Here is a 25,757-nt window from a genome sequence, read left to right on the forward strand (position 1 = left end):
CTCATGCCCGCTCTCCGACGGTTTGGTGCGCAGGGCCCTCAGAACGTGAGTTGACCTGGGCGTTTCAACACCTGCCATGCGCAGCTCCCGCGGTCTCGTACGTGACACATCCGCGTGGTAACGTCATTATCGATTTTGACGAACATGACTCTTTCAGGAGGCGAACATGCCGTCGCGCATCCTCGATTACCCGGTGTTCGACGCCGACAACCACTTCTACGAACCCAAGGAAGCGCTCACCAAGTTCCTGCCGGACAAGCGCAAGGGCGTCATCGACTACATCGACGTGCACGGCCGGACCAAGATCATGGTGCGCAACCACATCAGCGACTACATCCCCAACCCGACCTTCGAGGTGGTCGCCCGCCCCGGCGCGCAAGAGGAGTACTTCCGGCACGGTAGTGGCGGCAAGAGCTACCGCGAGGTGATGGGCAAGCCCATGAAGGCCATCCCCGCATTCCGCAATCCACAAGCGCGCCTTGAGGTCATGGACAGCCTCGGACTCGACTACACGCTGATGTTCCCCACCCTGGCGAGCCTGGTCGAGGAACGGCTCAAGGATGATCCCGAGCTGATCCACGACATCATCCACGCTCTCAACGAGTGGATGTACGAGACTTGGCAATTCGACTACGAGGGCCGCATCTTCTCGACCCCGGTGATCACGTTGCCCATCGTCGACCGCGCGCTGGAGGAGTTGCAGTGGTGTCTTGAGCGCGGCGCCAAGACGGTCCTGGTGCGGCCTGCCCCGGTACCCGGCTTCCGGGGAACCCGCTCGTTCGGCACCGAGGAGTTCGACCCGTTCTGGCAGGCCTGCGTCGAGGCCGGCATCCCCGTGGCCATGCACGCCTCCGACAGCGGATACGCGCAGTACCTCAACGACTGGGAGCCTGCCGACGAATTCCTGCCGTTCAAGCCGACGTCGTTCCGGATGGTGGCGATGGGTAAGCGGCCCATCGAGGACACCATGGCCGCACTGGTCTGCCACGGTGCGTTCACCCGCAACCCAGACCTTCGCGTGCTGTCGATCGAGAACGGCGCGTCCTGGGTGCCCTACCTCTTCTACCAATTCAAAGACGTGTATTCGAAGATGCCGCAGGAGTTCCCGGAGGATCCGATCGAGGCGTTCCGGCGCTGTGTGTACGTCGCGCCATTTTGGGAGGACGACTTCAAGAAGATGTCCGAACTGCTCGGCATCGACCGGGTCATCTTCGGTTCTGACTGGCCACATCCGGAGGGGCTGGCCGATCCGATCAACCTGGTCTCCGACCTCGAAGCCCACGGGCTCGATGCCGAAGGTGTCCGGAAAGTGATGGGCCGCAACATGGTCGAGCTGTTCAAGGTGGAGAACAAGGTGGTCTACCGGCCCGACGTGCCCGCGCTGGTCCTGACCTGATGACGACCAATCCGGAACAACTGCTGTTCGCCTCGACGGCGCGGGCCTTCCTGGACAAGGAAGCCTCCCTGGGCACCGTACGTGACCTGCATTCCCGCGAAACCTCATTCGAGAACACCTGGTGGCAGCGGGCCGCGGAGCTCGGCTGGGCCAGCCTGCTGGTGCCCGAAGAGCTCGGCGGCGGAAGCGTTTCCGGTGACGGGCTGGCCGACCTGGCCCTGGTCGCCGAGCAGGCCGGCCACACCGTCGCGCCTGGGCCGTTACACGCGGTGAGTGTGGTACTCGCGGGGTTGGTGGAGGCGGACGCGAGGAGCAATTCAACGGATGCGGACGCGAGGAGCAATTCAACAGAGGCGCACGCGGGTCACGAGGAGCTCATCGAGGCGCTGGTCTCTGGCGAGTCGATCGCATCGTGGGCTGTCTACGAGCCGCGACGACCGTTCGACCCCACAGTGGCAAGAACCTCAGCTACCCCCAGCGCGGACGGCTTCCGGATCGACGGGGTCAAGGACCGGGTTGAGGCGGGGACGCAGGCCGACGTGTTCCTGGTGGTCGCCGAATGCGACGGTGTGCCGCGACAGTTCGGCGTCCCGGCCGACTCGCCAGGGGTGAGCGTGACGGTGCAGAAGTCAGTCGACCTCGTGAAGACCTATGCCCGAGTGCAATTCGACGGTGTCGAGGTCGGCACATCCGCTGCGGTCGGTACGGCCGAGCAGACCCCGGCGATCATCGAACGGCAGCGTCAGATCGCCCTGGTGCTGCAGTGCGCCGAGATCGTCGGCATCCTGGACGCGGTGCTGGCGCTGACCAATCAGTGGCTGCTCGACCGGCACAGCTTCGGCCGCCCGTTGGCGTCGTACCAGGCGCTCAAGCACCGCTTCGCCGATATGAAGATGTGGTTCGAGGCCTGCCGCGCGACCACGGCCGCGGCCGTGACTGCCGTCGGCGCACACTCACCTGATGCGCCGAAGCTCGTCAGTGTCGCGAAAGCCTATGTCGCCGAACGTGCTCCGGTGATGCTGCAGGACTGTGTGCAGTTGCACGGCGGGATCGGCGTGACGTGGGAACACGATCTGCACCTGTATCTGCGGCGAGTTGCCTTGCACCGGGCGATGTTCGGCTCACCCGAAGACCACCATCGCGCCGTGTATGGGTTGAGCCGTAAACGGCCGGGAGCACTGGAGACACAACCATGACCCAGACGGCGGTCACCACCGAATCTCTGGCCGATTTCACCACCCGCGCGCGGGCGTGGCTTGCCGAGAACATGCCGCCCATCGACCCGGACGATCCGCCGTTCTCGGTGCGTGCCGAAGCCGCTTCGTGGGAGCGGGCGAAGGAACTGCAGAAGCGGCTCCACGAAGGGGGCTTCGCGGGCATCTGCTTCCCCCGTGAGTACGGCGGTCTCGGCCTGGACTACGCATATCAGAAGGCGTTCAACGCCGAATGCCGCTGCTATGAAATGCCGTTGATCCTCAACACGCCGTCGTTCACGATCTGTGCGGCGACCATCCTGGACATGGGCAGCGAAGAACAGAAGCGCGAGCGCATTGCGGCCGCCATCCGCGGCGACGAGATTCTGGTGCAGCTGCTCAGCGAGCCCAACGGTGGATCCGACCTGGCCGGCGTCATCACCCGCGCCGACCGCGTCGGCGACAAGTGGATCATCAACGGCGCCAAGACCTGGAGCACCAGCGCCTTTGCCGGCGACTACGGGCTGATGCTGGCCCGGACCGACTGGACCGTGCCCAAGCACGAGGGCCTGACGATGTTCCTGGTACCCCTGGACGCACCGGGCATCACGATGCGCCGAATCAAGGAAGTCAACGGCAACGAGGAGTTCTGCGAAGAGTTCTTCGACGGCCTTGAGCTCGGCGACGACGCCGTCGTGGGTGCGGTCAACGACGGCTGGACCGTCGCGTCACGTCAGTTGCATCACGAGCGGCGTGCGGTCGGGGGTGGATCGGAATTCGCCAGCGGGACCGGCGCCGAGAACGCCAACGAGATGCCGCCGGACCACATCGGGATCGCCGAGGCCACCGGGCAGGGTGACGACCCGCGGGTGCAGGATCTCGCGGGCCGGGCACTGGTCCGCCGCACGGTGAAACAGCAACTCATCGACCACGTTTCGGCGTCGATCGCCAACGGGTCGCTGCCTCCGAACGCGGGAACGCTGATCCGCCTGTTCCATGCCGAGACCACCGAGCTTGAGGTGGACACCGCGCTGGCCATCGCCGGGACCGCGGGCGTGGTGGACGAAGGTGGCGAGCTCGAACGCCTGCTCGACATCGGGGTGCGGTATCTCTCGCGACAGACCGGCTCACTGGGTGGCGGCAGCTCGGAGATGGCCCGCAACGTGATCGGCGAACGCGTGCTGGGGTTCCCGCGGGAATACGCCGCCGACCGTGGGGTGCCGTTCAATCAGGTCAAGCGCAACAAGGGCTGATCATCCGGCCTTGAGCCCGGCGTACGGTGGGGAGCACACGACCCAGGGGGAATTGTCATGCCCACCATTCACGTGGAGCGAGTGATCGCCGCACCGCTGTAACAGGTCTTCGACTGGTTGGCCGACCCGGCCGCCATCGGCACCGCGCCCTTGGTGCTCAAAGCCGGCTGGGCGAAGGGTTCGTCGGGCCCGGCCGTCGGTGCGGTGCGAGCAGTGACCGGAGCCGGTATGTGGTTTCGCGAGGAGATCACCGCCTACGACCGTCCGAACAGCTACTCGTACTTGATCATCAGCTCGTTTCCGCCGTTCGATCATGACGGCGGCACACTGACTTTCACGCAACGTGGTGAGGGCACGCACGTCGACTGGCTCACCAACTACACCCATCCGGCCCGCATCGGCGGCAAGGCGATGGAGGCCGTGAGCTCTCGACTACTGCCCTGGAACTTCCGCGCCATCCTTGCCAACTGCGCCAAGGCGTTGGAACGCTAGGGCAGCCGCCAAACCCTTCACATGATGCCCATCATGCGGTTAGCATGATGGTCATCATGCGAGAAGCAGCGACCAAGCGCGCCGACAGCAAGCGCGAGTCCCAAGACCGGATCCTCGATGCCGCCGCACGCCGACTCCGCGAAGAAGGTCTGGGCGGGGCAGGGATCGCCGCGGTCATGCGCGACGCCGGGCTGACGCACGGTGCGTTCTACTCCCACTTCAGCACCAAGGACGAGCTGGCGAGTGCGGCCTTCGGCCACGCCATCCGCACCGGCCGCCCGCACTGGATCAAGCCGTCGCGCGGCGAATCCTGGCGGGCCCGCCTGACGAGCTTGGCGAAGCGCTATCTCACCCCGGCTCACCGGGACGAGCTGGCCAGCAGCTGCGCCTTCGCCGCTCTCGGGTCGGAAGCGGCCCGGGGCTCCGCGGAGTTCCGCAGCAGCTACGAACGCGAACTTCGCGCATCGCTCGCGGCAATCTGCGGCGACGATGCCGCCGACGACGAGCGGTTCGACGATGCCATCGCGTTGATGGCCCTCTGCGTCGGCGGGATGACCCTGTCACGTGCCGTCGCCGACCCGCAGTTCTCCGCGCGCATCCTGCGGAGCGCGCAGGCCGCCGCCGCCAAAGTTGCCGAGGATCAACCACATCGAGGAGAACCACATGGCCGGCGCTGAGCCGTACGGACAGTTGCAGTACCGCGAGATCAACGGCCGTCGCATGGCCTACCTCGACGAGGGCGGCGGCACCGCCGCATCGGCCATCGTGTTCCAGCACGGCAACCCCACCTCGTCGTACCTGTGGCGCAACGTGATGCCGCACCTGGAAGGGCTTGGCCGACTGGTGGCGTGCGACCTCATCGGCATGGGCGCATCCGACAAACTCGACGATTCCGGGCCCGACCGTTATCACTATGCGGAACAACGCGAATACCTCTTCAAACTCTGGGATTCCCTCGACCTCGGCGACCGTGTGGTTCTTGTCCTCCACGACTGGGGCTCGGCACTCGGATTCGACTGGGCCAACCAGCATCGCGACCGCGTGGCCGGCATCGCCTACATGGAAGCCATCGCCACGCCGATGACGTGGGCGGATTGGCCAGACCAGGTGCGGGAGGTGTTCCAGGGCTTCCGCTCGCCCAACGGAGAGTCGATGGTGTTGGAGCACAACATGTTTGTCGAAGGCGTACTGCCCGGTGCCATCCTGCGCACACTCACCGATGCCGAGATGGACCACTACCGCGCGCCGTTCCGCGAGCCGGGTGAAGGCCGCCGCCCGACGCTGTCGTGGCCGCGCAACATCCCGGTGGAGGGCGAGCCTGCCGACGTGGTCGCCATTGTCGAGGACTACGGCAGCTGGCTTGCGGCCAGTGATATCCCGAAGCTGTTCGTCAACGCCGAGCCCGGCGCCATCATGCGCGGGCGCATCCGCGAGTTCGCCCGGACCTGGCCGAACCAGACCGAAGTGACGGTCGCCGGTTCGCATTTCATCCAGGAAGACAGTCCCGACGAGATCGGGGCCGCAGTAGCCGAATTCGTGCGCAAGTTGGCCAGGTAGACGCGGCGTCCCCTCAGAACAGTGTGGGCTGCGCCGGTGCCGCGGCCTCGGATGCGGCACTGACGGGTGCCGCGGGTTCCCTGCCCGTCAGCCCGTAGCGCGCGAGTAGCGGTGCCACCCGGCTACGAAGCGCGCTGCGGTAATCCTGCGGCAGGTAGGCCCTGCGCCCGTACAAGCGCTCATATTCGGGCACGAGTTCGGGGTGCGACTGTTGCAGCCACTGCATGAACCAACCACGATTCGATCCACGGAGATGGAGGCCGAACACAGTCGCCCCGGTCGCACCGGCCGACGCGATCTGGCTGAGCAACGCGTCGAGTTGTTCCGCGGAGTCGGTCAGGTACGGCAGCACCGGCGCCACCATCACATGGCAGCCCAGCCCTGCGTCACGCACCGCAGAGATCAGGGCCAGCCGCGCCTGCGGCGACGGAGTGCCGGGTTCGACGTCACGATGCAGATCCGGATCGCCCACTGCCAGGGAGATCGCCACACTGGCCCCGGGCCCGTGGTGGGCCGCGTCGGCGACCAGCGGCAAGTCCCGGCGCAGGAGCGTGCCCTTGGTCAGTATCGAGAAGGGAGTCCCGGAATCTGCCAGTGCGCCAATGATTCCCGGCATCAACGCATACCGGCCCTCGGCGCGCTGATACGGGTCGGTGTTGGTGCCCAACGCCACCGCCTCCCGAGTCCAGGAACGACGGCGAAGCTCGCGGCGCAACACCTCGACCACGTTGGCCTTGACCACAACCTGGGTGTCGAAATCCACGCCGGAGTCGAAGTCGAGATACTCGTGCGTCGGCCGGGCGAAACAGTACCGGCAGGCGTGCGAGCATCCCCGGTACCCGTTGACGGTGTAGCGGAACGGGAGTGCTGATGCCGCGGGAATCTTGTTGAGCGCCGATTTGCACAACACCTCGTGGAAAGTGATGCCTTCGAAGTGTGGGGTGCGTACGCTGCGCACGAACCCCAGCCGTTGCAGGCCGGGTAGCGCGCCGTCGTCGACCCGCACCCCCTGCCCGTCCCAGCGCATCCATCCATCGAACATCCGTTCGATCAGAATGTCAAGCATCCTGGACGGCCCGTGTCACGCCAGGCTGGAACACCTCACGTCGGCCGTCGACTTACGTACCACCAGAACAGGTTTCGTGCGCCGCTGACCTCCCGGCCGTCCCGCCAGCGCGTCAGCGAGCAGTTGCACGGCATCGCAACCCATGTCGAACGCATGTGACTCGACCGACGTCAACGGCACGTGCATCTCTGCAGTGAGCGCGATGTTGTTGAAACCGATCAGGGACACGTCCTCACCGACGCGCAGGCCATGAGCGCGGATCGCGCCTGCGGCACCGATGGCAGCGAAATCGTTGACCGCGAACAGTGCGGTCGGCGGCGACGCGGTGGCGAGCAGCCGATCGGCGGCGGCATGGCCGCCCTGGCTGTCCAGGCCCGAAAACACGATATTGTCCGCGGGGACGTCGATGCCCGCCTCGCGGAATCGGTCGACAAAGCCTGCAGGCCGGTCGATTCCGGTGCTTGCGTGTGCCAGGCCGGCGATGACGCCCACGCGGCGGTGCCCCAGCTCGAGCAGGTGCTCGGCCGCCAACCGGCCACCGAGATAGTTGTCGCAGGTTGCCGCGGGATAGTCGGCGACGCTTCGGTTCACGAGCACGAAGGGCACCTCACGCGTGGTGAGCTCGTCGAGAACGGTGTGGTCGTCGGCCCGCACATCGCCGAGGATGAGCCCGTCGACACGGCGGTCGAGCATCATCTCGATCCGCATGCGCTGCCGGTCGGGTTCGTCCTGGGTGTTTGCGACGAACGCCGTCAGGCCCCGCTCCGCAGCGGCGGATTCGATGCCCTCGTAGACCGTGGCGAGCACGACGTCGCTGAGTCTCGGGACCAGCACGCCGATCAAGTTGGTGCGTTTGGTGCGCAGGCTCGCCGCGTGCGGATTCGAGCGGTAGTTCACCTCGGCCGCACGTTGACGGATCCGTTCGGCGGTGGCTCCCGAGGCTGCACGTTCCCCTGCTCGCATGCCGTTGAGCACGCGCGCGACAGTCGAAACGTGCAGACCGAGGTCATCGGCGATCGACTGCAACGTGGCCTGTTTCGACTTCCCCACTTCACTCTCTTCTGTTTGCTGAGACAAGGGCGTGCGGCCAGCTCTTGACAGTGACGCGCAACACGGAGCAGTATAGCCCGAACGTTCGGCCCGAACGTTCGGGCAAATGGGCCGGACGTGTCGAGTCCCTCGACTCGACTCCGACAACAATGGGACAAGGACGCGTAATGCCTGATCAGAACGCCTCATCCGCCGATCACCGGTACAGCCCAGCACGCGTGGCCGTCGTGCAGTTCAACCCCCAGGTCGGGGTGGAGAACCTCAAGGCCAACTCCGAAGCGGTCTACGAACGCCTCAACGCAGCGGTAGCTGAGGGCGCAAACCTCATCGTGCTGCCCGAGCTGGCCACGACGGGCTACACCTTCGAATCCCGGGAAGAGGCCTATGCCCACGCCGAACCCGTGCCGTCGGGTGCGACGGTCGCCGGCTGGGTGGAGTTCGCCGCACGCCACGACGTGTACATCGCCGGATGTCTGCCCGAACTCGACGGCGTCGAACTCTTCGACACCGCCGTGCTGGTCGGGCCGGACGGCTACATCGGCAAGTACCGCAAGACCCATCTGTGGAACGAGGAGAAGCTGTTCTTCTCCCCCGGCGACCTCGGGTACCCCGTGTTTCCGACGCGCATCGGCAGGATCGGCCTGCTGGTCTGCTGGGATATCTGGTTCCCGGAGACCGCGCGGATCGTCGCGCAACAGGGCGCCGACATCATCTGCATCCCAACCGGCTGGGTCTGGACGCCGCCGCCCCTGTACGACGCGAGCGGCACCTGCATGGCCGCATACCTGACCATGACGGCCGCGCACGTCAACAACGTGTTCATCGCGACCGCCGACCGGATCGGCACCGAACGGACGTCGGGCTTCATGGGCAACTCGCTCATCGCGGGGACCAACGGCTGGCCGATCGACCGGATCGCCGGGCCGGACGAGGACACCATCATCTACGCCGACATCGACATCACGGCGTCCCGCGGCGCACCGATCTGGAATCAGTTCAACGACCTGCACCGCGACCGCCGCACGGATCTCTACGATCAGCTGCTGGGTTACCGCGGCGGCTCGGCGCTGCCCCGCTAGGGCCGCGCCATGACATCCGCGCCGTCGACACGGTCCCGAAGCGGCTCCCTTCCCCTGTGGCCGCTCATCGCCGCCGTCTGCCTGGTTGCCGTTCTACTGTGGAACGGCAGCCTGCGGGCATCGGTACCGCTGCTCGACGTGATCGCCTCTGCGGCAAGCGAACCCAACTTCTACAGCAGTGCACTCTCGGGTCTGGGGCTACTGGCCGGTGGCGCGCTGGCACATTGGCTGCAGACCCGCAGGCAGACGGCCCAAGGCTTCGCGCAGGCCTGCGGCTCGGGGATGTGGGTTCCGATGCTGGCCAGCGCCCTGCTCGGGGTGGCCGTCAGTGCCCTGGTCTGGGGCTGGACCCTGTCACCGGGCACCTGGCAGCCGCTGTTCGCGCCCTTCGTGTCGGTCTCTCCGACCATCGTGCTGATGTTCGGCTCCGACATCCCGACGGTGCTCACCGGCGGAGTGCTCGGCGGGCTCGTCACACCCGGGCTGTCGGTGCTCGGCGCGAGCGTCATCTGCCCGAGGCTCGGCCTCGCCCCGGTGGTGGGTGTGACGGCAGGCATGGCGTTGGCGGCGGTGCTCGCCTTCACCGTATGCCGGTACCTGCCCTGGCTGCCCGCGCCACTGCACTTGCGCCGCCCGCTCGAACCGGCGCCGACCACGGCACCGCAAAAGCGTGGTCCCGTCTGGGTTTTGCGCCGCAGTCTGGCCGATTTCTCCGAAGCGCAGTTCTTCGGCAGCGAATGGGCGAGCCTCGGGTTGATCGCAGGCGCGCTTTTCGCCTACCTGCTGAACCCGGCGGCACCGGCCTACGGGTCGGGACTGCTGCCGCAGATCCTGGCCGCTCAGGCGGTCACGGCCGTCGTCGCGGTGACCGTGTGGCGCGGATGCTGGGCTCGTCGGCCGTTTTATCCGACCTTCGTCCCGGTCGTGTCCGTCGCCCCGGCGTGCGTGCTGGCCTACGGCGGCAGCCTGCCTTCGGTGCTGGCCGGTGCCGTGCTCGGCGCGGTGCTCAGCCCGCCGCTGGCCGCGGCGATCTCGGCACGACTGCCCGCCGACTTTCATCCCTTCATCGGGAACGTGGCCGCGATGGCGGTGGCCACCGCATCGATCGTCCCTGCCCTGCAACTACTTCCAGGAATCTGACATGACCGAAATTGCCGACCCCGCCGTGTTGAACGGCTACTTCCGCGACCGCGACCTCCGCGCCCTGGCCGCGGAGCTCCGTGCCGGCCATACGACGAGCGCGGAACTCGTCGAACACAGCCTGGCCGCGATCACCCGGCTCGATCCGATTCTCAACGCCTTCACCGCCGTTGATGCCGAAGGGGCCCGCGCCGCGGCCCGCACCGCCGATCAAGAGCTCACCCAGGGACGCGACCGCGGTGTGCTGCACGGGATCCCGGTATCGGTCAAAGATCTCCTCGACATCGCCGGGCAGGTCACCACGTCGGGCTCCCTCGTGCATCCCCACCTCGCGGCGGCTGATGCCGAATGCGTCCGCCGACTGCGTGCCGCCGGGGCGGTCATCGTCGGCAAGAACGTGCTACACGAGTTCGCCTACGGCGCCACCGGTGACCGCTCTGCGCACGGCCCGTCCCGAAACCCCCGCAATATAACCAAGATCAGCGGCGGCTCGAGTGGCGGCAGCGCCGTCGCCACCGCCGCGGGCATGGTGCCGCTCGCCGTCGGAACCGACACCGCGGGTTCGGTACGCGTACCCGCGGCGCTGTGCGGTGTGGCCGGCTTCAAACCCGGCTACGGGGCGATCCCCACCACCGGAGTCCGGCCGTTGGCAGCGTCGCTCGACCATGTCGGTATCTTCGCGACGACGGCGTCGGGACTGGCGGATGCCTACGCCGTCATGGCCGGCCACCCGGTGCACCCGAACGACGCCACGGCGCGCGTCGGCTGGCTCGATCCAGAGTCCTTCGGCCCATGCGACCCCGAGATCGTCACCTGCGTACGCGACGCCCTCGAACGTGCCGGCATCGATGTCGGCGGCACCGCCGGGCTGCCGTTCTCGGCAGGCGAGGTGTTCTCGGTGCTGAGCATCCTGCAGGCCAGTGAGGCCTACGCCGAGCATGTCGACGACCTGGCCGACCATGAGCACACCATCGACGCCGAAGTGGTCGAGCGTCTGCTGCGGGGGCGCGACACCCCGGCATGGCAATACGTGCGCGCCGGCCGGCAGCGCGACACGCTGCGCGCTGCGGCCGCCGAGTTGTTCGACCGCTTCGACGTGCTCGCGATGCCGACCGTCCCGACGGTGGCCACCGACCTCGATCAGCGTGCACACGAAATCGACGGCCACGCAGTCGAAGTGCGCTCGGCGCTGTTGTCCTTGACCTGCCCGTGGAACCTCACCGGCCATCCCGCACTCAGTGTGCCCGCGGGGAGCGTGTCGGGCCTGCCCGTGGGCCTGCAGCTCATCACCACCCCGGGCAACGAAAACCTGTTGTTCGAGTTGGCTTCCCGGGTCGAACGGTCATGAACATCGACTACACGCCGCTGCTGCCGACCGGACCCGACGACACGGACTACCGCAGGCTCGACACCGAACCCCTCGGCGTCGCGAGGGCGGCGGGCCGGGAATTTCTGGACGTCTCCCCCGCCGCCCTTGAACAGTTGGCGTTCGAGGCCTACCGCGACGTGTCACATCTGTTGCGTACCAGCCACCTTCGGCAGGTGGCCGCGATCCTCGACGACCCGGAGTCGTCTGCCAATGATCGCTACGTCGCCACCGAGCTGCTGCGCAACGCGAACATCGCAGCGGCGGGTGTACTGCCCATGTGCCAGGACACCGGGACCGCCATCGTGCACGCCTGGCGCGGGCGACACGTATTGACCGACGGGCGCGACGCCGAGCATCTGTCGCGGGGCATCGCCCGCGCGTACACGACGCTGAACCTGCGTTACTCGCAACTCGCGCCGCTGTCCATGTTCGACGAGCGCAACACCGGGTCGAATCTGCCGGCCCAGATCGAGATCCTCGCCGACGGTGACGACGCATATCGCTTCCTGTTCATGGCGAAAGGCTGCGGAAGCGCCAACAAGAGCTTCCTGTTTCAGCAGACACCGGCGCTGCTCAACCCGACCGACCTGCTGGATTTCATCGTTGCGCGCGCCGCCGAGATCGGCACCTCGGCGTGCCCGCCTTACCACCTGGCGGTCGTGATCGGCGGCACCAGCGCCGAATTCGCCCTCAAAACCGCGAAGCTCGCGTCCGCACACTACCTGGACAGCTTGCCGTCGGCAGGTTCCCTGGCCGGCAATGGTTTTCGCGATCGCGGTTTCGAACAGCAGATCCTCACGGCCACCCAGCGGCTGGGGATCGGAGCGCAGTTCGGCGGCAAGTATTTCTGCCACGACGTCCGGGTGGTCCGGCTGCCCCGCCACGGGGGTTCACTGCCCATTGCCCTGGCCGTGTCGTGCGCGGCAGACCGGCACGTCCTGGGCACGGTCACGCGTGACGGTGTGTTCCTCGAACAGCTCGAAACCGACCCGGCCCGGTTCCTGCCGGACGCGGTACCGGAATCCGACCATGACGTCGTCCGCATCGACCTCGACCAGTCCCTGGACCACACCCGCGCCCAACTTTCCGGTCATCCGGTCGGCACCCGGGTCTCGCTGAGCGGAACCATGGTGGTGGCACGGGATCTGGCGCATGCCAAGATCCGCGAGCGCCTGGATGCGGGTGAGCCGTTGCCGGAGTATCTGCGTCGTCATCCCGTGTACTACGCCGGGCCCGCCAAGAGACCGGAGGGATATCCGTCGGGGTCGTTCGGACCGACGACCGCGGGGCGCATGGATTCCTACGTCGAGCAGTTCCAGGCGGCGGGCGGTTCGCTGGTGATGCTCGCCAAGGGCAATCGCTCCGACGCGGTCCGGCGGTCCTGTCAGGCACATGGCGGGTTCTATCTGGGATCGATCGGCGGGCCCGCCGCGCGCCTGGCCCACGACTGCATCACATCGATCGAGACTCTCGAATACGGCGAACTGGGCATGGAAGCCGTACTCAAGATCCGCGTCGAGGATTTCCCGGCGTTCATCGTCATCGATGACAAGGGCAACGACTTCTACCACCGCGACAACCGCACCCTGCTGACGATCGGAACTGCGCCACAATGACTTTCACTCAATCGGAGACCCGGCCTTTCACCGTGGAGCGCGGTGGGACCACGCTGACCGCCGAAATCCGTCCCGGCCAGGGCACACCGATACTCGTCGTGCCCGGCGTCATGGCCGACGCAGCCACCTGGCGCTCCGTCGTAGCCGCGATCGATCTGCCGAATCCCGTGGTCACGATCAACCGGCGCGGCCGGTCCCCGAGCGGCGGGCTCGGAGCCGACTATTCGGTGCAGGTCGAGATCGAGGATCTGCGCCACACGATCGACTCTCTCGGCGCGGTACATCTCGTGGGCTGGAGCTACGGGGCGCTCATCGCCTTGGAAACCGCGATCGGGTGCGCGGCGGTCCGTTCCTTGACGGCGTACGAACCCGTCGGCGCGCCCTTCGCACCGGACGCGGTCGACGTCATCCGGGCCGCCACAGCCGTGGGCGATCTGGACCGCGCCGTCGAACTCGTCAACACCGCCGTGTCCGGATTCTCCGAGGACTACGTGGCAGAACTGCGGCGGACCCCGGCCTGGCCGGTCCTGCGGCAACTCGCCGAGCCGTTGGGCGAGGAACTGGCCGCCATCAACGACTACCGGCCGTCGTGGAAAGACTATGCGCGCCTTCAGATCCCGGTGACCCTGATCCTCGGGGCACGCAACGAGGGCCTGGCACCATACGGGACCGCGTTCGCGCCCTTTGCGGCCGCGCTCGCACACTCACGCGTGGCCCGACTGCCCGAGCAGGGTCATCTGGCGCACGTGGAAGCCCCCGCGGAACTCGCCGCCGCCATCGCGACCGCGGTCGGGCAGGCAGAGGGAGACGCGTAGCGCTGGGTGCGCCGGTGCCGCGGTTTCGGGTACGGCACCGGCGCCCGCCGTGGGCGGCTCGCCCAGTCGATCCGTACCAGGCCACCGATGGGTGGCGCCACGGTACGAAGCAGGCAGCGACAGCCGGCGAAACCGATTCTGTCGCACGCCTTCTATCGAACAACTGTTCGAGCCATTTGTCAAACCGCTACGGCCGTGCCTCGAACACCAGATTGAACGGCGTCTGGGCAGCACGGCGGAATCGCGTGAAGCCGCCGTCGTTCACCATCACCTCGGCCAACCGGCACTCGCCGGCCTGCGCACCCAAGGCCGGGCCCTTCTGCGCGAGTGACACGGGCACGCACACCAGTGAGGACGCCCCGTAGAACACCCTGCCGACCGGATTGAGATTCTCCGCCACGCTGTCCCCCGCGAACGGTTCGACCAGCAGGCAGTGACCGTCGGGCTTGAGCGCCTGCCGAGCGTGCCGCGCCGCACCGGATGGGTCGGCCATGTCGTGCAGGCAGTCGAAGAACGCGATCAGGTCATAGTCGTCGCCCAGATACGTGGTCGCATCAGCCACTTCGAAGCTCACATTGCCGACGCCGGCTTCGTCAGCGCGCTCGCGCGCGGTCTCGACGGAAGGACCGTGGTAGTCGATGCCGACGAACTCCGAATTCGGAAATGCCTGTGCCATGAGGATTGTGGTGACACCGTGCCCGCACCCCACGTCCGCGGCCCGACCGCCGGATTCGAGCTTCTCGACAGCGCCATCGAGCGCAGGCAGCCACGATGACAGCAGGTTCGCCCTGTACCCGGCCCGGAAGAACCGTTCGGTGCCGCGGAACAGGCAGGGATGGTGTTCACCCCATTCCATGCCGCCGCCGGTGCGGAAGTTCTCGAGGGCCCGGTCCTTGATGTGGAACAGGTCCTCGATGACCGAGTAGCCGCCGGGCAGATCGACCGGGCCGTCAGGATTGGCCAGGCACAACGCCTGCTCGTCGTTGAGGTGGTAGGTGTCGGTGTCGCCGTCGTAATCGACGTATCCGCCCGCGCACTGATTGCCCAGCCATTCCCGGATGTAGCGCTCGCTGGTCCCGGTGCGCTCGGCCAGTTGACCGGACGTCAGCCGTTCCCGGGCGAGCGCCGCATACAGTCCGAGCTCGTCACCGATCAGCACCAGAATGGCGCTCATCGCGGCGCCGAGGTCGCCGACCGCCTGACCCAGAAATGCGTTGAGTTTGCCTTCGTCGACGGCCATCGTGAGCTCCTTCGCCTGCGGCCGCGCACCAAACTGCGTGCAGGTTGAAGGTACTCCCGCAGGCGACCGAGGAGCTAGTGGCGAACTACCACTGGCCGAGCTGGCACCGCGGGCTGTAGGGGTGATCGTTCTGCGTGGCGATCTGGCCGTCGACGGAGATCTCGCAGTGCGCGTTGGGAGCCTCACGGCCGCCGTGCGTGGTGCTGCTGATCGTGAAGATCGCCCACTGCGGGTCGGCGAGCGTGGTGTCGAAAACCCAGGGGTTGTCCGGCCCGACGTTCACAGAAGCCTTCTGCAGGTACTTGTACGGATCGGCGTTGTAGACGTCTTTGTTGGGCGGCTGCGTCGCCAGGTAGTAGAGGTCGAAATCGTAGGGAGCACCGGACGTCAGCGTGTAACGGACCTGGTGTCCGGCCGCCGGATCGGCGTGCGCCACCGAAGTACCGACGGTCTGCCCCACCGCAATAGATGCTGCCGCGACCGCCAACGCGGCTCCGACCCTGCTCGTCACGTTTCGCATGTTCCTCATATCGAGGCACGCTACCGGGTTGTTACAGATGTGACATGCCCACGGGGCCAGGCAGAGCGGGTGGACGGGTTCACAAAACTGTTCACGCCGGGAACATGACCGTCATCGCCGGGTAACAAGCCGCTCCTAATTTCGCCGCATGACACAAGAGCTTGGGAGCAAGCCACCGGACGAGTTGGTCGAGGACGACCTCGACACGATGACCGCCACCAGGGAGACCCTGGAGGACTACACCCTGCGGTTCGCGCCGCGCAGCTACCGCAAGTGGTCGACGCGCGTCGTCGGCATCTCCGCGTTGGGGGGCATCGCTTATCTGGCCGACTTCGCGATCGGCGCCAACGTCGGGATCTCGTACGGCACCACCAACGCGTTGTGGGGCATCCTGATCTTCACGGTCGTCATCTTCCTCACCGGGTTCCCGGTGGCCTACTACTCGGCGCGCTACAACATCGATCTGGACCTCGTCACGCGCGGCAGCGGGTTCGGCTACTACGGCTCGGTCGTCACCAACGTCATCTTCGCGACCTTCACCTTTATCTTCTTCGCGCTCGAAGGGTCGATCATGGCCCAGGGCCTCAAGCTGGGCCTGCACATCCCGTTGTCACTGGGCTACGCCGTGTCGACGCTGATCATCTTCCCGCTCGTCATCTACGGCATGAAAGTGCTTTCCACACTGCAGGTTTGGACGACACCGCTGTGGCTGATCCTCATGGTGGCACCGTTCGTCTATCTCGTCGTCACCCATCCCGAGTCGGTCGGCCAGTTCTTCGCCTACCAAGGTGAGAACGGCAAGGGCGGGTTCGACCTCGGTTCGACGCTGCTGGCCGCAGGTGTCTGTCTGTCGCTCATCGCCCAGATCGCCGAGCAGAACGACTACCTGCGCTTCATGCCACCGCAGACGCCCGAGAACAAGCGCAGTTGGTGGACCTGGCTGATCCTGGCCGGCCCGGGCTGGGTGTTCTTCGGCGCCATCAAGCAGATCGTCGGCCTGTTCCTGGCGGTGTACCTGATCGCCAACGTCGCCGACAGCGCCGGGATCGCGAACCAGCCCGTGCACCAGTTCCTGGAGATCTACCAGAACTTCCTGCCGGGTTGGCTGGCGATGACACTGGCCGTCGCCCTGGTGGTCATCAGCCAGATCAAGATCAATGTGACCAACGCGTACTCGGGCTCGCTGGCCTGGACCAACTCGTTCACCCGCGTCACCAAGCACTACCCCGGACGCATCGTGTTCCTCGGCGTGAACCTGCTGATCGCCCTGATCCTCATGGAAGCCGACATGTTCAGCTTCCTCAACACGATCCTGGGCTTCTACGCCAACTGCGGCATGGCCTGGGTGGTGGTCGTGGCCAGCGACATCGTCTTCAACAAGTACCTGCTCAAGCTGTCACCGAAGGAGCCGGAGTTCCGCCGCGGCATGCTCTACGCCTTCAACCCGGTGGGCTTCGGGTCGATGCTGCTGGCGGCGGGCCTGTCGGTGCTGGCGTTCTTCGGCGGGCTCGGTGAGACCGTGCGACCGTATTCGCCGCTGGTGGCAATCGGGCTCGGCATCGTGCTTCCGCCGATCTTCGCGATCGCCACGAAGGGCAAGTACTACCTGCGGCGCACCGACGACGGCATCGATCTGCCGATGTTCGACGAGTTCGGCAACCCGTCCGGTGAACACCTCAAATGCCATGTGTGCCATCACGATTACGAGCGGCCCGACATGCTCAAGTGCGAGACCCACGACGCGTTCGTGTGTTCGCTGTGCCTGAGCACAGACAAGGTCGCCGACCACGTGCTACCGGCGCAGAGCTAACCCGTCGCACCGCGAGCGGCGTGTGGAGAGTCAGACACGCACGCTCGCGGTGCTAGGCCAGGCGCGAAAGCAGGTCGGCGACAACGACATCGGCGGCGACGTCGACCTGCTCACCGGTCGCGAGGTCCTTGACGCCGATGGTCCCTGCCTCGATGTCGCGGTCGCCTGCCACGAGCGCGTACTTGGCGCCCGACCGGTCGGCCGCCTTCATCGCGCCCTTGAGACCGCGGTCGCCGTAGGCCAGGTCGACGCGCACCCCGGCGGCCCGCAGCCGGGCGGCCAGCTTGACGAGCTCAAGCTTGGCGGCCTCCCCGAGCGGCACGCCGAACACCTGCACGCCGAGCTGGGCACCGGCCGCGGTCTTCCCTTCGGCCTGCAGTGCCAGCAGCGTGCGGTCGACGCCGAGCCCGAAACCGATGCCCGAGACGTCCTGACCCCCGAGCCGGCGCATGAGCCCGTCATAGCGGCCGCCGCCGCCGATACCCGACTGCGCCCCCAACCCGTCGTGGACGAACTCGAACGTCGTCTTGGTGTAGTAATCCAGCCCCCGCACCATGCGCGGGTTGATGACGTACGGAATGCCGAGCGCGTCGAGGTTCGCCTGGACGCTTTCGAAGTGCTGCTTCGCTGTATCGGACAGGTGGTCGAGCATCAAGGGCGCGTCGGCGGTCATCTCGCGCACCTCGGGCCGCTTGTCGTCGAGCACGCGCAGCGGATTGATCTCCGCGCGCCGCCGGGTCTCCTCGTCGAGATCGAGCTTGAACAAGAAGGCCTGCAGCAGCTCGCGGTAGGCCGGGCGGCAGGTGTCGTCGCCCAGCGAGGTGAGCTCCAGCCGGAAGCCATCGAGCCCCAGCGACCGGAAGCCGGAGTCGGCGACCGCGATCACCTCGGCGTCCAGCGCCGGATCGTCGACACCGATGGCCTCGACGCCCACCTGCTGCAGCTGGCGATAGCGTCCCGCCTGGGGCCGCTCGTAGCGGAAGAACGGCCCCGAGTAGCACAGCTTGACGGGCAACGCCCCGCGGTCGAGCCGGTGCTGGATGACCGCGCGGATCACCCCGGCGGTGCCTTCGGGACGCAGCGTCACCGAGCGCTCGCCGCGGTCGGCGAACGTGTACATCTCCTTGGACACGACGTCCGTGGACTCCCCCACGCCGCGCGCGAACAACGCGGTGTCCTCGAAGATCGGCAGCTCGATATCGCCGTATCCGGCGCGGCGCGCCGAGCTCAGCAGCCCCTCCCGCACCGCGACGAACTGCGCGGAATCCGGCGGCAGGTAGTCGGGGACGCCCTTGGGAGCCTGGAACGCGACAGGCGAAGCGGAAATCTCAGTCACAGAGTCAAACCTTCGAGAAATGGATTGGTACGGCGTTCGTACCCGATCGTCGAGCGCGGACCGTGTCCAGGTAGTACCACGGTGTCGTCGTCGAGCACCAACAGTTTTGTCACGATCGACCCCAGCAGGTCCCGGCCACTGCCGCCGGGCAGGTCGGTGCGTCCTACCGACGACCGGAACAGCGTATCGCCAGTGAACACCACATCCGCCGGGCCACCAGCCAGTCGGAAGACCACCGAACCCCGGGTGTGCCCCGGCGTGTGGTCGACGACGACAGTCAGCTCGCCGAGCTCGACCTTGTCGCCGTCGCGGTCCAGCTCGACGAGTTGACGCGGTTCGGAGAACAACACCCCCAGCGCCAGCTGCGCCAGCCGGGGCCCGAATCCCTTGATCGGGTCGGTCAGCATGAACCGGTCCTCGGGATGGATGTAGGCCGGGCAGCCGTAGGTGTCGGCCACCTTCTGCGCCGACCAGATGTGATCGATATGACCGTGGGTGAGCAGAACCGCCGCCGGGGTGAGCCGGTTTTCGTCGAGGATTCGCCGCAGCGGCCCCATTGCTCGCTGACCTGGGTCGACGATGATCGCGTCAGCTCCGGGCCGCGGCGCCACGACATAGCAGTTGCACGCCAGCAGCCCGGCCGGAAATCCGGTGATCAACACGTTGCCAGTTTCCCACGCCGGAATCACACCTCCTGTTCACGCGGGTCGACAGGCCCATGGCCGGCATCACCTGGCACACTCGATGCGAATCGGAACATCCCCTGACGTGCACACGAGGAAGAGGACGAACGCGGTGCCCACCAACGAACAACGACGAGCGGCGGCCAAGCGCAAGCTCGAACGCCAGCTGGAGCGTCGCGCAGCCCAAGAGCGCAAGCGCCGCCTGCTGACCATCGTCGGCGCGGTCGTGGCCGCCATCGTGGTGATCGGCGCAGGCGTCGGGCTGTACGTCGCCAACCGGGATTCGGGCAGCACCACAGCCTCTGCCGCCACCACCACGCCGTCGGCAGCGGCGGAGCCCGCCGCCAACGGCCAGCTGCCTGCGTTCGTGGCGCCGGCCAACCTCGGCGCGGACTGCCAGTACCCGGCGGCCGGCGAGGCCAGCAAGAAGGTGAACCCGCCGCGCACCGGCAAGGTGCCCACCGATCCGGCAACGGTCAGCGTGAGCGTGACGACCAACCAGGGCAACATCGGCCTGCAGCTGGACAACGCGAAGGCACCGTGCACCGTCAACAGCTTCGCGAGCCTGGCTCAGCAGGGCTACTTCAACGACACTCCGTGCCATCGGCTGACCGCCGGCGGCCTGTCGGTGCTGCAGTGCGGTGATCCGACCGGCAAGGGCACCGGCGGCCCGGGCTACCAGTTCGCCGACGAATACCCGGCCAACCAGTACCAGCCCGACAACCCAGCGCTGCAGCAGCCGGTGCTGTACCCGCGGGGCACCCTGGCCATGGCCAACGCCGGCCCCGGCACCAACGGCAGCCAGTTCTTCCTGGTCTACAAGGATTCGCAGCTGCCGCCGAACTACACGGTGTTCGGCAAGATCGACGCGACCGGCCTGGCCACGCTCGACAAGATCGCCGCGGCCGGTGTGGCCGGCGGCGGTCAGGACGGCAAGCCGGCCACCGACGTCGAGCTGAAGTCCGTCCTGCTGGACTAGCCCATGACGACTCCTCCGCCGGAGGGCGGATACCAGCCCGGATATCCGCCCCCGCCGGTCGGGTACCCCCAGCCGCCGCGGCCGACCAACGGCATGGCGATCGCGGCGCTGATTTGTGGATTCCTGTTCGCGCCGCTCGGCATCATCTTCGGGCACATCTCGCTGTCACAGATTCGCCGCACCGGGGAACAGGGCCGCAGCCTCGCGATCGTCGGCCTCGTGCTGGGCTATCTCTTGACTGCGCTGACCGTGCTCTCGGTGGTTCTCGTGGTGGTGGCCAGCGTGTTCACCGCCGGTTTCCTCGGGCAACTCAAAGGGGCGATCGACAGCAGCGCCACGGCGTATCCCTCCCCGACCGCGCAACCCACCGGTCCGCCACCACCGACAGGGACGTTGCCGCCGTCGCCGTCACCACGGGCCAACGCCGGCTCCAATTGCCAATACCCGGCTTCCGGTGCGGCAGACAAGCCGAATACGCCGCCGCGCGCTGGCACGGTCCCCACCGTCCCGGCCACCGTCAGCGCCAGCATCACCACCAACCAAGGCAACATCGGCCTGCAACTCGACAACGGCAAGGCGCCGTGCACGGTCAACAACTTCGCGAGCCTGGCCCAACAGGGCTTCTACGACAACACCCCGTGCCACCGGCTCACCTCGGGCTCGCTGTCGGTCCTGCAATGCGGTGACCCCACGGGCAAGGGCACCGGCGGCCCCGGTTACGAGTTCGCCGACGAGTACCCCGTCGATCAGTACCCACCGGGCGACCCTGCGCTGCAGCAGCCGATCCTCTATCCGCGCGGCACGTTGGCCATGGCCAACGCCGGGCCCAATACCAACGGCAGCCAGTTCTTCCTGGTGTACCAGGACTCTCAGCTGCCGCCGAACTACACCAAGTTCGGCACCATCGATGCCACCGGGCTGGCCACCCTGGACAAGATCGCCGCAGGCGGAGTTGCCGGAGGCGGGCAGGACGGGCAGCCGGCCACCCCGGTGACCATCACCTCAGCTCGGCTGGACTGACCCGATGTATCCGCAGCAACCACCCGCCCGGCCCACCGCGGTACCCCGACTTCTCGTGGTGCTGGCTCTCCTCCTGGCGATCCTCGGCTACGGGCTGGCGGTGTTCGCCAGCAGGAGCATCTGGCAGACCCGGGACGCCACCCGGCTGACCTTCTCCGCCCGGACCACGGACGGTGCACCGCCCACATCCGACGCGCTGGCCGCTGCGGCCGATGTCGTGCAGCGGCGGCTCGAGGGGCTCAAGGTCCCCGGTGCGTCGGTGACCGCCGACGGCACGAAGCTGGTGGCCACCGTGCCGGCCGGCGGGCCCGACGTGGTCCCGGACATCACCCGGATGGGCCAGCTGACCATCCGGCCGGTGATCCACGCGATGCCCGCGAAGCCCGGGGGTGCGCCCGCAACGCCGACCACGCCACCGAAACCCGCCGACCCGGCGAGGAGTGCCGACGAGAAGCAGCTGAGGCAGAGCACCAATCCGTCGATCCAGATCCTGGCGCTGCAGTTCCAGGCCACCCGCTGCGGCGACGACGACCAGCTCGCCGGCCACGACGACCCCAACCTGCCGCTGGTCACCTGCTCCACCGACGGCAACACCGTCTACCTGCTGAACAAGTCGATTCTCACCGGGGCGAATGTCCGCCGCGCCACGGCACACTGGGACGACCGCAACGGTCAGCACGTCGTCGACCTGGAATTCGATGGCTCCGGTGCGCGTACGTGGGCGGATTTCACGGCCGCCAACATCGGCGCCCAGACGGCCTTCACCCTCGACACCCGGGTGATCAGCGCCCCGGAGATCCGAGAGGCCATCCCGGGTGGCCGTACCCAGATCAGTGGCCGCTTCACCGCCGATGACGCACGCGAGCTGGCCGGCACACTGCAGTCCGGCATGTTGCCGGTGGTCCTCACCCTCGACTCAGCCGAGCCCGCAACGCTCACGGCGACAAGGTTTTCCACGTTGATGCGCGTGCCCATCATCGTCGCGGGGATCGACTTGCTGGCGGTCATCGTCGTGGCCACCGGATGGCTGATCCGGCGCCGCGCTACGCCGCCGCAGTTGTGACGGTGCGACGGCCCAGCGCCCAGTACAACCCACCGGCCACCACGCTGCCGGACAGCCAGGAGAAGTCGGTGTTGCCGAGCGCGGTGGCCACCGGACCCTGCATCGCCGGGACCAAACCGTATTGCCACGCCCAACCGGCCACAATCCCGGCGGCCAAGCTGACCAACCCGGCCATGTTCCAACGCGCACAACCGGATTCGCGTGCGGGCAGGTACAGGCCCGCAACGTCAAGGACACCGCGTCGCACACCCGCGTAGTCCACCACCATGATCGCGGCCCACGGGCTGATCCACACCAGGACGGACACCATCCAGTTGTCGAATGCCTGCGCGAAGCTGTCCGCCTCCACGAACACGGCCAACACGATCGACGCCACCAGCCCGGCACCCAATGTCACCTTCCACCGCGCCGCCCGAACACCGATGGACAGCGCCGCCAGCGAGCATGAATAGAGGTTCAGGATGTTCGTCGCGATGGGTCCGTGCACGAGCAAGAGCAGGACCGGCACCGCCATCACTCCGAACGTCGATACCACGAGCGCCGACGGATCACTGCCGGCACCGGCACTGGCCAGGCAGGCACCAAGCGCGGCCAGCCACACGGTCGGCACGTACATGCCCAACGCGGACGACCAGAACACCGACCTGGACGACGCCGACACCCGCACGAAGCGGCTGTAGTCCGATGCGTAGGGAATCCACGTCAGCCCCCAGCCGATGCCGATGGCGGTGAGCAATTGTGTAACCGCGGTGAACTTCTCCCCCGAACTCATCGCCTGCCCCGCCAACGACCAGTGCACGTCGGTGGTCACCAGCGCCAGAACCGTCATGACCGCCATCACCAGCGCCGTCGCAGGCACGGTGTACTTCTCGAAGCTGCGGATGGCGTAGAAGCCGTAGAGCGCCAACCCCAGCTGGGCAGCCATGATCACCGCTGCCACAACCACTTTCAGCCAGATACCACCGGTCAATCCGAATTCGCGGAGCATCGCCATCACGAGGTCGAGCACCACCCACGTGTTGACTCCCACCCATCCCATCGTCAGCAGGAACTGCACCAGGCCCGGCACGACCGCCCCCGACAAGCCGAACGCGGCACGCCCGAGCACCATCTGGTTCACCGCCGTGCGGTGCCCGATCACGTTGAACCCCCCGAACACCGCACAGCCGATGACATTGCCGACGGCCACCACGACCAGCGTCTCGACCAGGCTCAGGCCGAGAGTAATGCCCAGCGCACCGAGCACCCAGTTGATCGGTGCGATGTTGGCGCCACACCAGATCCAGAACAGCTCCCATGGCGAACAATCGCGGCTTTCGGCACCGATCGGCTCGATGCCGTGGGCATCGAACGGCACCCCGGCTGTCGGTGGTGGCGCGGCTGTGGTCAGCGGTTTGGTCGGTCGGGTCGACATCCAGGGCTCCTCACGTATCGGATTCCGCCCATCGAAACACCGCCGACATCCCGCAACGAGTGTATAAACATCCATGATCTATCAACACGATTGGATGTACGCACACCGATGTTGAGCCTGGGCGCGCTGATCGACGACACGACACTGGAGTTGACGCTGCTGGTGTCCGGCCCGCCGGGTGCCCTCGACCGCGAGGTGCTGTGGCTGCACAACACCGAGTTGCCCGACCCGTCGCCCTACATCCGTGCCACGGAACTGGTTCTGACCAACGGCCTTTGGCACAGCACGGTGACGTCGGACGACTTCGTCGCTGCCCTGCAACGGGCCCGGGCCTCGGGGTTGATCTACGGTCTGACGGACCAGACACCAACGGCCCCGGCAGATCTCGTCGAATCCTGCGCAGGCGCCGAGTTACCGCTGGCGACGGTGTCCATTGCCGTGCCGTTCACGGCCATCACCCAGGCCGCCGCCCGGATCCAGACCGAGGCCCGCCAGTCGGCGCTGTCCCGGTTGGTGCGTCGAGGCAACGCGCTGGCAAGTTCGATCTCCAGGGGCGGTGGCGCCCAGGGCATCCTTGACGTGCTCCGCCGCGATCACGATCTGCCGCTGCTGGTGGTCGACCGCATGGGCCGGCATCTCGCGGGCACCGTGGTGACCGATGCTCAGATCCACGTCGCCGCCGAGGCCCTGAACCGGCACCCGCCGCCGCTGGAACTCGACGTGCCCGGACTCGGCACTGCTGCGGTCTATCTCGTCGAGGGTGCGATGGGCGATATCGACGCGGGACTGTTTTGTCTGCGGCCGCTGGCGGCGCTGCGGCCGGCCGAACGAGATGCCCTCGAGCAGGCGGCGCGTTACCTCAGCCTCGAAGTCACCCGCCAGCAGGCGCTGCAGGCGATCGAATCACGCTTTTCCAGCGAGTTGCTCGAGATGGTGCTGTCCGGCGCGGCCCGCGCTCGTGAGGTCTCGGAACGGTTGCGCGCGTTCGGCATCGACCCGTCGGCGCCGCTGGCGGTCTACACCGTGGTGGTCGGAAACGACGAACTGCGGCCGCCCGGCTCGACCGACGAGATCGAGGCGTTCTTCAGCCATCGCGGCCTTGCCGCTGTGGTGGTGCCCGGCAGCCAGGACACCGTCGTGGTGTTCGGCTGGCACCAGGACTCCGCAGGCCTGGTGCCCCTGGCCGAACACTTGATCCAAGCCCTGACCACGCGGTTCCCCGCCGACCGCACCGTGGTGGGCATCGGGGATCTGGCCGCCGACGCCACCGGCCTGCGGGATCCGTTGATCCGGGCCAGGGAGGTCTGCCACGTAATGTGGCGCCGCTCAACCGAATCCCGCGTCGGCACCTATGCCGACGTGGGCACGCACCGCATGCTGCTCGGCCTGCACGACCGGTCGGTGCTGCGCCGGTTCGCCGACGACATCTTGGGTCCCCTGCGCGTTCACGACGAGCAACACGGCACCGAGCTGGAACGCACGCTGCGGACGTTTCTCGGCAACGACGGGCACTGGGCCAAGACGGCCGCAGCCCTCTTTGTCCATGTCAACACGCTGCGCAACCGCGTCACCCGGATCAATGAGCTGACGGGCCGCGACGTGACGCGCCTAGAGGACCGCGTCGACCTGTTCCTGGCGTTGGAGGCCGACGCGCAGAGTTGACGGG

General features: G+C 67.0%; 22 protein-coding genes and 1 pseudogene. 16 read left to right on the top strand and 7 right to left on the bottom strand.

What is annotated here, in order from left to right; genetic code table 11:
- The first annotated feature begins 166 nt into the window (after positions 1–166).
- From BST13_RS15205 to BST13_RS15230, 6 genes and pseudogenes are all read left to right on the top strand, one after another.
- Positions 167–1,396 carry an amidohydrolase family protein gene (locus BST13_RS15205; RefSeq protein WP_083164857.1) on the top strand — a complete coding sequence of 410 codons (1,230 nt, stop codon included), beginning with the start codon at positions 167–169 and terminating at the stop codon, positions 1,394–1,396.
- The gene (locus BST13_RS15210) at positions 1,396–2,592 is read left to right on the top strand and encodes an acyl-CoA dehydrogenase family protein (RefSeq protein WP_083164858.1); all 1,197 of its coding nucleotides are present in this window, start codon (positions 1,396–1,398) and stop codon (positions 2,590–2,592) included. The genes BST13_RS15205 and BST13_RS15210 overlap by 1 nt, the downstream gene beginning before the upstream one ends.
- Entirely contained in the window at positions 2,589–3,842 is a 1,254-nt protein-coding gene (locus tag BST13_RS15215; RefSeq protein ID WP_083164859.1) for an acyl-CoA dehydrogenase family protein, read from the top strand. The genes BST13_RS15210 and BST13_RS15215 overlap by 4 nt, the downstream gene beginning before the upstream one ends.
- A 114-nt stretch (positions 3,843–3,956) precedes the next feature.
- A pseudogene (locus tag BST13_RS15220) lies at positions 3,957–4,334 on the top strand (SRPBCC family protein); the annotation flags it as partial.
- Between the two features lie 56 nt (positions 4,335–4,390).
- Positions 4,391–5,011, top strand: coding sequence for a TetR/AcrR family transcriptional regulator (locus BST13_RS15225; RefSeq protein WP_158087153.1), 621 nt, complete (start codon positions 4,391–4,393; stop codon positions 5,009–5,011).
- Positions 4,998–5,891 carry a haloalkane dehalogenase gene (locus BST13_RS15230; protein WP_083164861.1) on the top strand — a complete coding sequence of 298 codons (894 nt, stop codon included), beginning with the start codon at positions 4,998–5,000 and terminating at the stop codon, positions 5,889–5,891. Before BST13_RS15225 ends, BST13_RS15230 begins: the two co-directional genes overlap by 14 nt.
- Positions 5,892–5,904: 13 nt before the next feature.
- Here the strand turns inward: BST13_RS15230 and BST13_RS15235 are convergent, their stop codons facing one another.
- Entirely contained in the window at positions 5,905–6,918 is a 1,014-nt protein-coding gene (locus BST13_RS15235; protein ID WP_083164905.1) for an Rv2578c family radical SAM protein, read from the bottom strand.
- A gap of 54 nt (positions 6,919–6,972) precedes the next feature.
- The gene (locus BST13_RS15240) at positions 6,973–8,007 is read right to left on the bottom strand and encodes a LacI family DNA-binding transcriptional regulator (protein WP_083164862.1); all 1,035 of its coding nucleotides are present in this window, start codon (positions 8,005–8,007) and stop codon (positions 6,973–6,975) included.
- Positions 8,008–8,174: 167 nt separating this feature from the next.
- On the opposite strand from BST13_RS15240, the gene BST13_RS15245 reads away from it, so the two are divergent.
- Genes BST13_RS15245 through BST13_RS15265 form a run of 5 tightly spaced genes read left to right on the top strand, consistent with a single transcriptional unit; the run spans position 8,175 to position 14,026 of the window.
- A complete protein-coding gene (locus BST13_RS15245; protein WP_083164863.1) occupies positions 8,175–9,086 on the top strand; it encodes a nitrilase family protein in 912 nt (303 codons plus the stop codon).
- Positions 9,087–9,095: 9 nt separating this feature from the next.
- Positions 9,096–10,226, top strand: a complete 1,131-nt coding sequence (locus BST13_RS15250) for a hypothetical protein (protein ID WP_083164864.1) — start codon at positions 9,096–9,098, stop codon at positions 10,224–10,226.
- Between the two features lies 1 nt (position 10,227).
- A complete protein-coding gene (locus BST13_RS15255; protein WP_083164865.1) occupies positions 10,228–11,574 on the top strand; it encodes an amidase in 1,347 nt (448 codons plus the stop codon).
- The gene (locus tag BST13_RS15260; RefSeq protein ID WP_083164866.1) at positions 11,571–13,211 is read left to right on the top strand and encodes a fumarate hydratase; all 1,641 of its coding nucleotides are present in this window, start codon (positions 11,571–11,573) and stop codon (positions 13,209–13,211) included. Before BST13_RS15255 ends, BST13_RS15260 begins: the two co-directional genes overlap by 4 nt.
- Positions 13,208–14,026 carry an alpha/beta fold hydrolase gene (locus BST13_RS15265; RefSeq protein WP_083164867.1) on the top strand — a complete coding sequence of 273 codons (819 nt, stop codon included), beginning with the start codon at positions 13,208–13,210 and terminating at the stop codon, positions 14,024–14,026. The genes BST13_RS15260 and BST13_RS15265 overlap by 4 nt, the downstream gene beginning before the upstream one ends.
- A 187-nt stretch (positions 14,027–14,213) precedes the next feature.
- On the opposite strand, the gene BST13_RS15270 is transcribed toward BST13_RS15265, so the two are convergent.
- Together BST13_RS15270 and BST13_RS15275 are read right to left on the bottom strand one after the other, a co-directional pair.
- Entirely contained in the window at positions 14,214–15,266 is a 1,053-nt protein-coding gene (locus BST13_RS15270; RefSeq protein ID WP_083164868.1) for a class I SAM-dependent methyltransferase, read from the bottom strand.
- Between the two features lie 85 nt (positions 15,267–15,351).
- Complete coding sequence (locus BST13_RS15275; RefSeq protein ID WP_201028371.1) at positions 15,352–15,786, bottom strand: hypothetical protein; 435 nt, start codon at positions 15,784–15,786, stop codon at positions 15,352–15,354.
- A gap of 148 nt (positions 15,787–15,934) precedes the next feature.
- Here BST13_RS15275 and BST13_RS15280 point away from each other — a divergent pair, with 148 nt between their 5' ends.
- Complete coding sequence (locus BST13_RS15280) at positions 15,935–17,596, top strand: purine-cytosine permease family protein (RefSeq protein ID WP_083164869.1); 1,662 nt, start codon at positions 15,935–15,937, stop codon at positions 17,594–17,596.
- A gap of 52 nt (positions 17,597–17,648) precedes the next feature.
- On the opposite strand, the gene hisS is transcribed toward BST13_RS15280, so the two are convergent.
- Both hisS and BST13_RS15290 read right to left on the bottom strand, forming a co-directional pair.
- A complete protein-coding gene (hisS, locus tag BST13_RS15285) occupies positions 17,649–18,923 on the bottom strand; it encodes a histidine--tRNA ligase (protein ID WP_211296098.1) in 1,275 nt (424 codons plus the stop codon).
- Positions 18,924–18,928: 5 nt separating this feature from the next.
- Positions 18,929–19,594 (bottom strand): MBL fold metallo-hydrolase, encoded by a 666-nt coding sequence (locus BST13_RS15290; RefSeq protein ID WP_083164906.1) that lies wholly within the window; start codon positions 19,592–19,594, stop codon positions 18,929–18,931.
- Positions 19,595–19,727: 133 nt separating this feature from the next.
- Between BST13_RS15290 and BST13_RS15295 the strand changes: the two genes are divergently transcribed.
- The 3 genes from BST13_RS15295 to BST13_RS15305 are packed head-to-tail and all read left to right on the top strand — an operon-like array spanning position 19,728 to position 22,677.
- Complete coding sequence (locus BST13_RS15295) at positions 19,728–20,594, top strand: peptidylprolyl isomerase (RefSeq protein WP_083164871.1); 867 nt, start codon at positions 19,728–19,730, stop codon at positions 20,592–20,594.
- Between the two features lie 3 nt (positions 20,595–20,597).
- The gene (locus BST13_RS15300) at positions 20,598–21,614 is read left to right on the top strand and encodes a peptidylprolyl isomerase (protein ID WP_083164872.1); all 1,017 of its coding nucleotides are present in this window, start codon (positions 20,598–20,600) and stop codon (positions 21,612–21,614) included.
- Positions 21,615–21,618: 4 nt separating this feature from the next.
- On the top strand, positions 21,619–22,677 hold the full coding sequence (locus BST13_RS15305; protein WP_083164873.1) for a SecDF P1 head subdomain-containing protein: 1,059 nt from the start codon (positions 21,619–21,621) through the stop codon (positions 22,675–22,677).
- Here the strand turns inward: BST13_RS15305 and BST13_RS15310 are convergent.
- On the bottom strand, positions 22,658–24,091 hold the full coding sequence (locus BST13_RS15310; protein ID WP_083164874.1) for a cytosine permease: 1,434 nt from the start codon (positions 24,089–24,091) through the stop codon (positions 22,658–22,660). The genes BST13_RS15305 and BST13_RS15310 overlap by 20 nt on opposite strands.
- A 108-nt stretch (positions 24,092–24,199) precedes the next feature.
- On the opposite strand from BST13_RS15310, the gene BST13_RS15315 reads away from it, so the two are divergent.
- Positions 24,200–25,753: a helix-turn-helix domain-containing protein gene (locus BST13_RS15315; RefSeq protein WP_083164875.1), complete on the top strand. Its 1,554-nt coding sequence runs from the start codon at positions 24,200–24,202 to the stop codon at positions 25,751–25,753.
- Positions 25,754–25,757 lie beyond the last annotated feature (4 nt).

This window comes from Mycobacterium aquaticum (assembly GCF_002086485.1).
Lineage (GTDB): Bacteria > Actinomycetota > Actinomycetes > Mycobacteriales > Mycobacteriaceae > Mycobacterium > Mycobacterium aquaticum.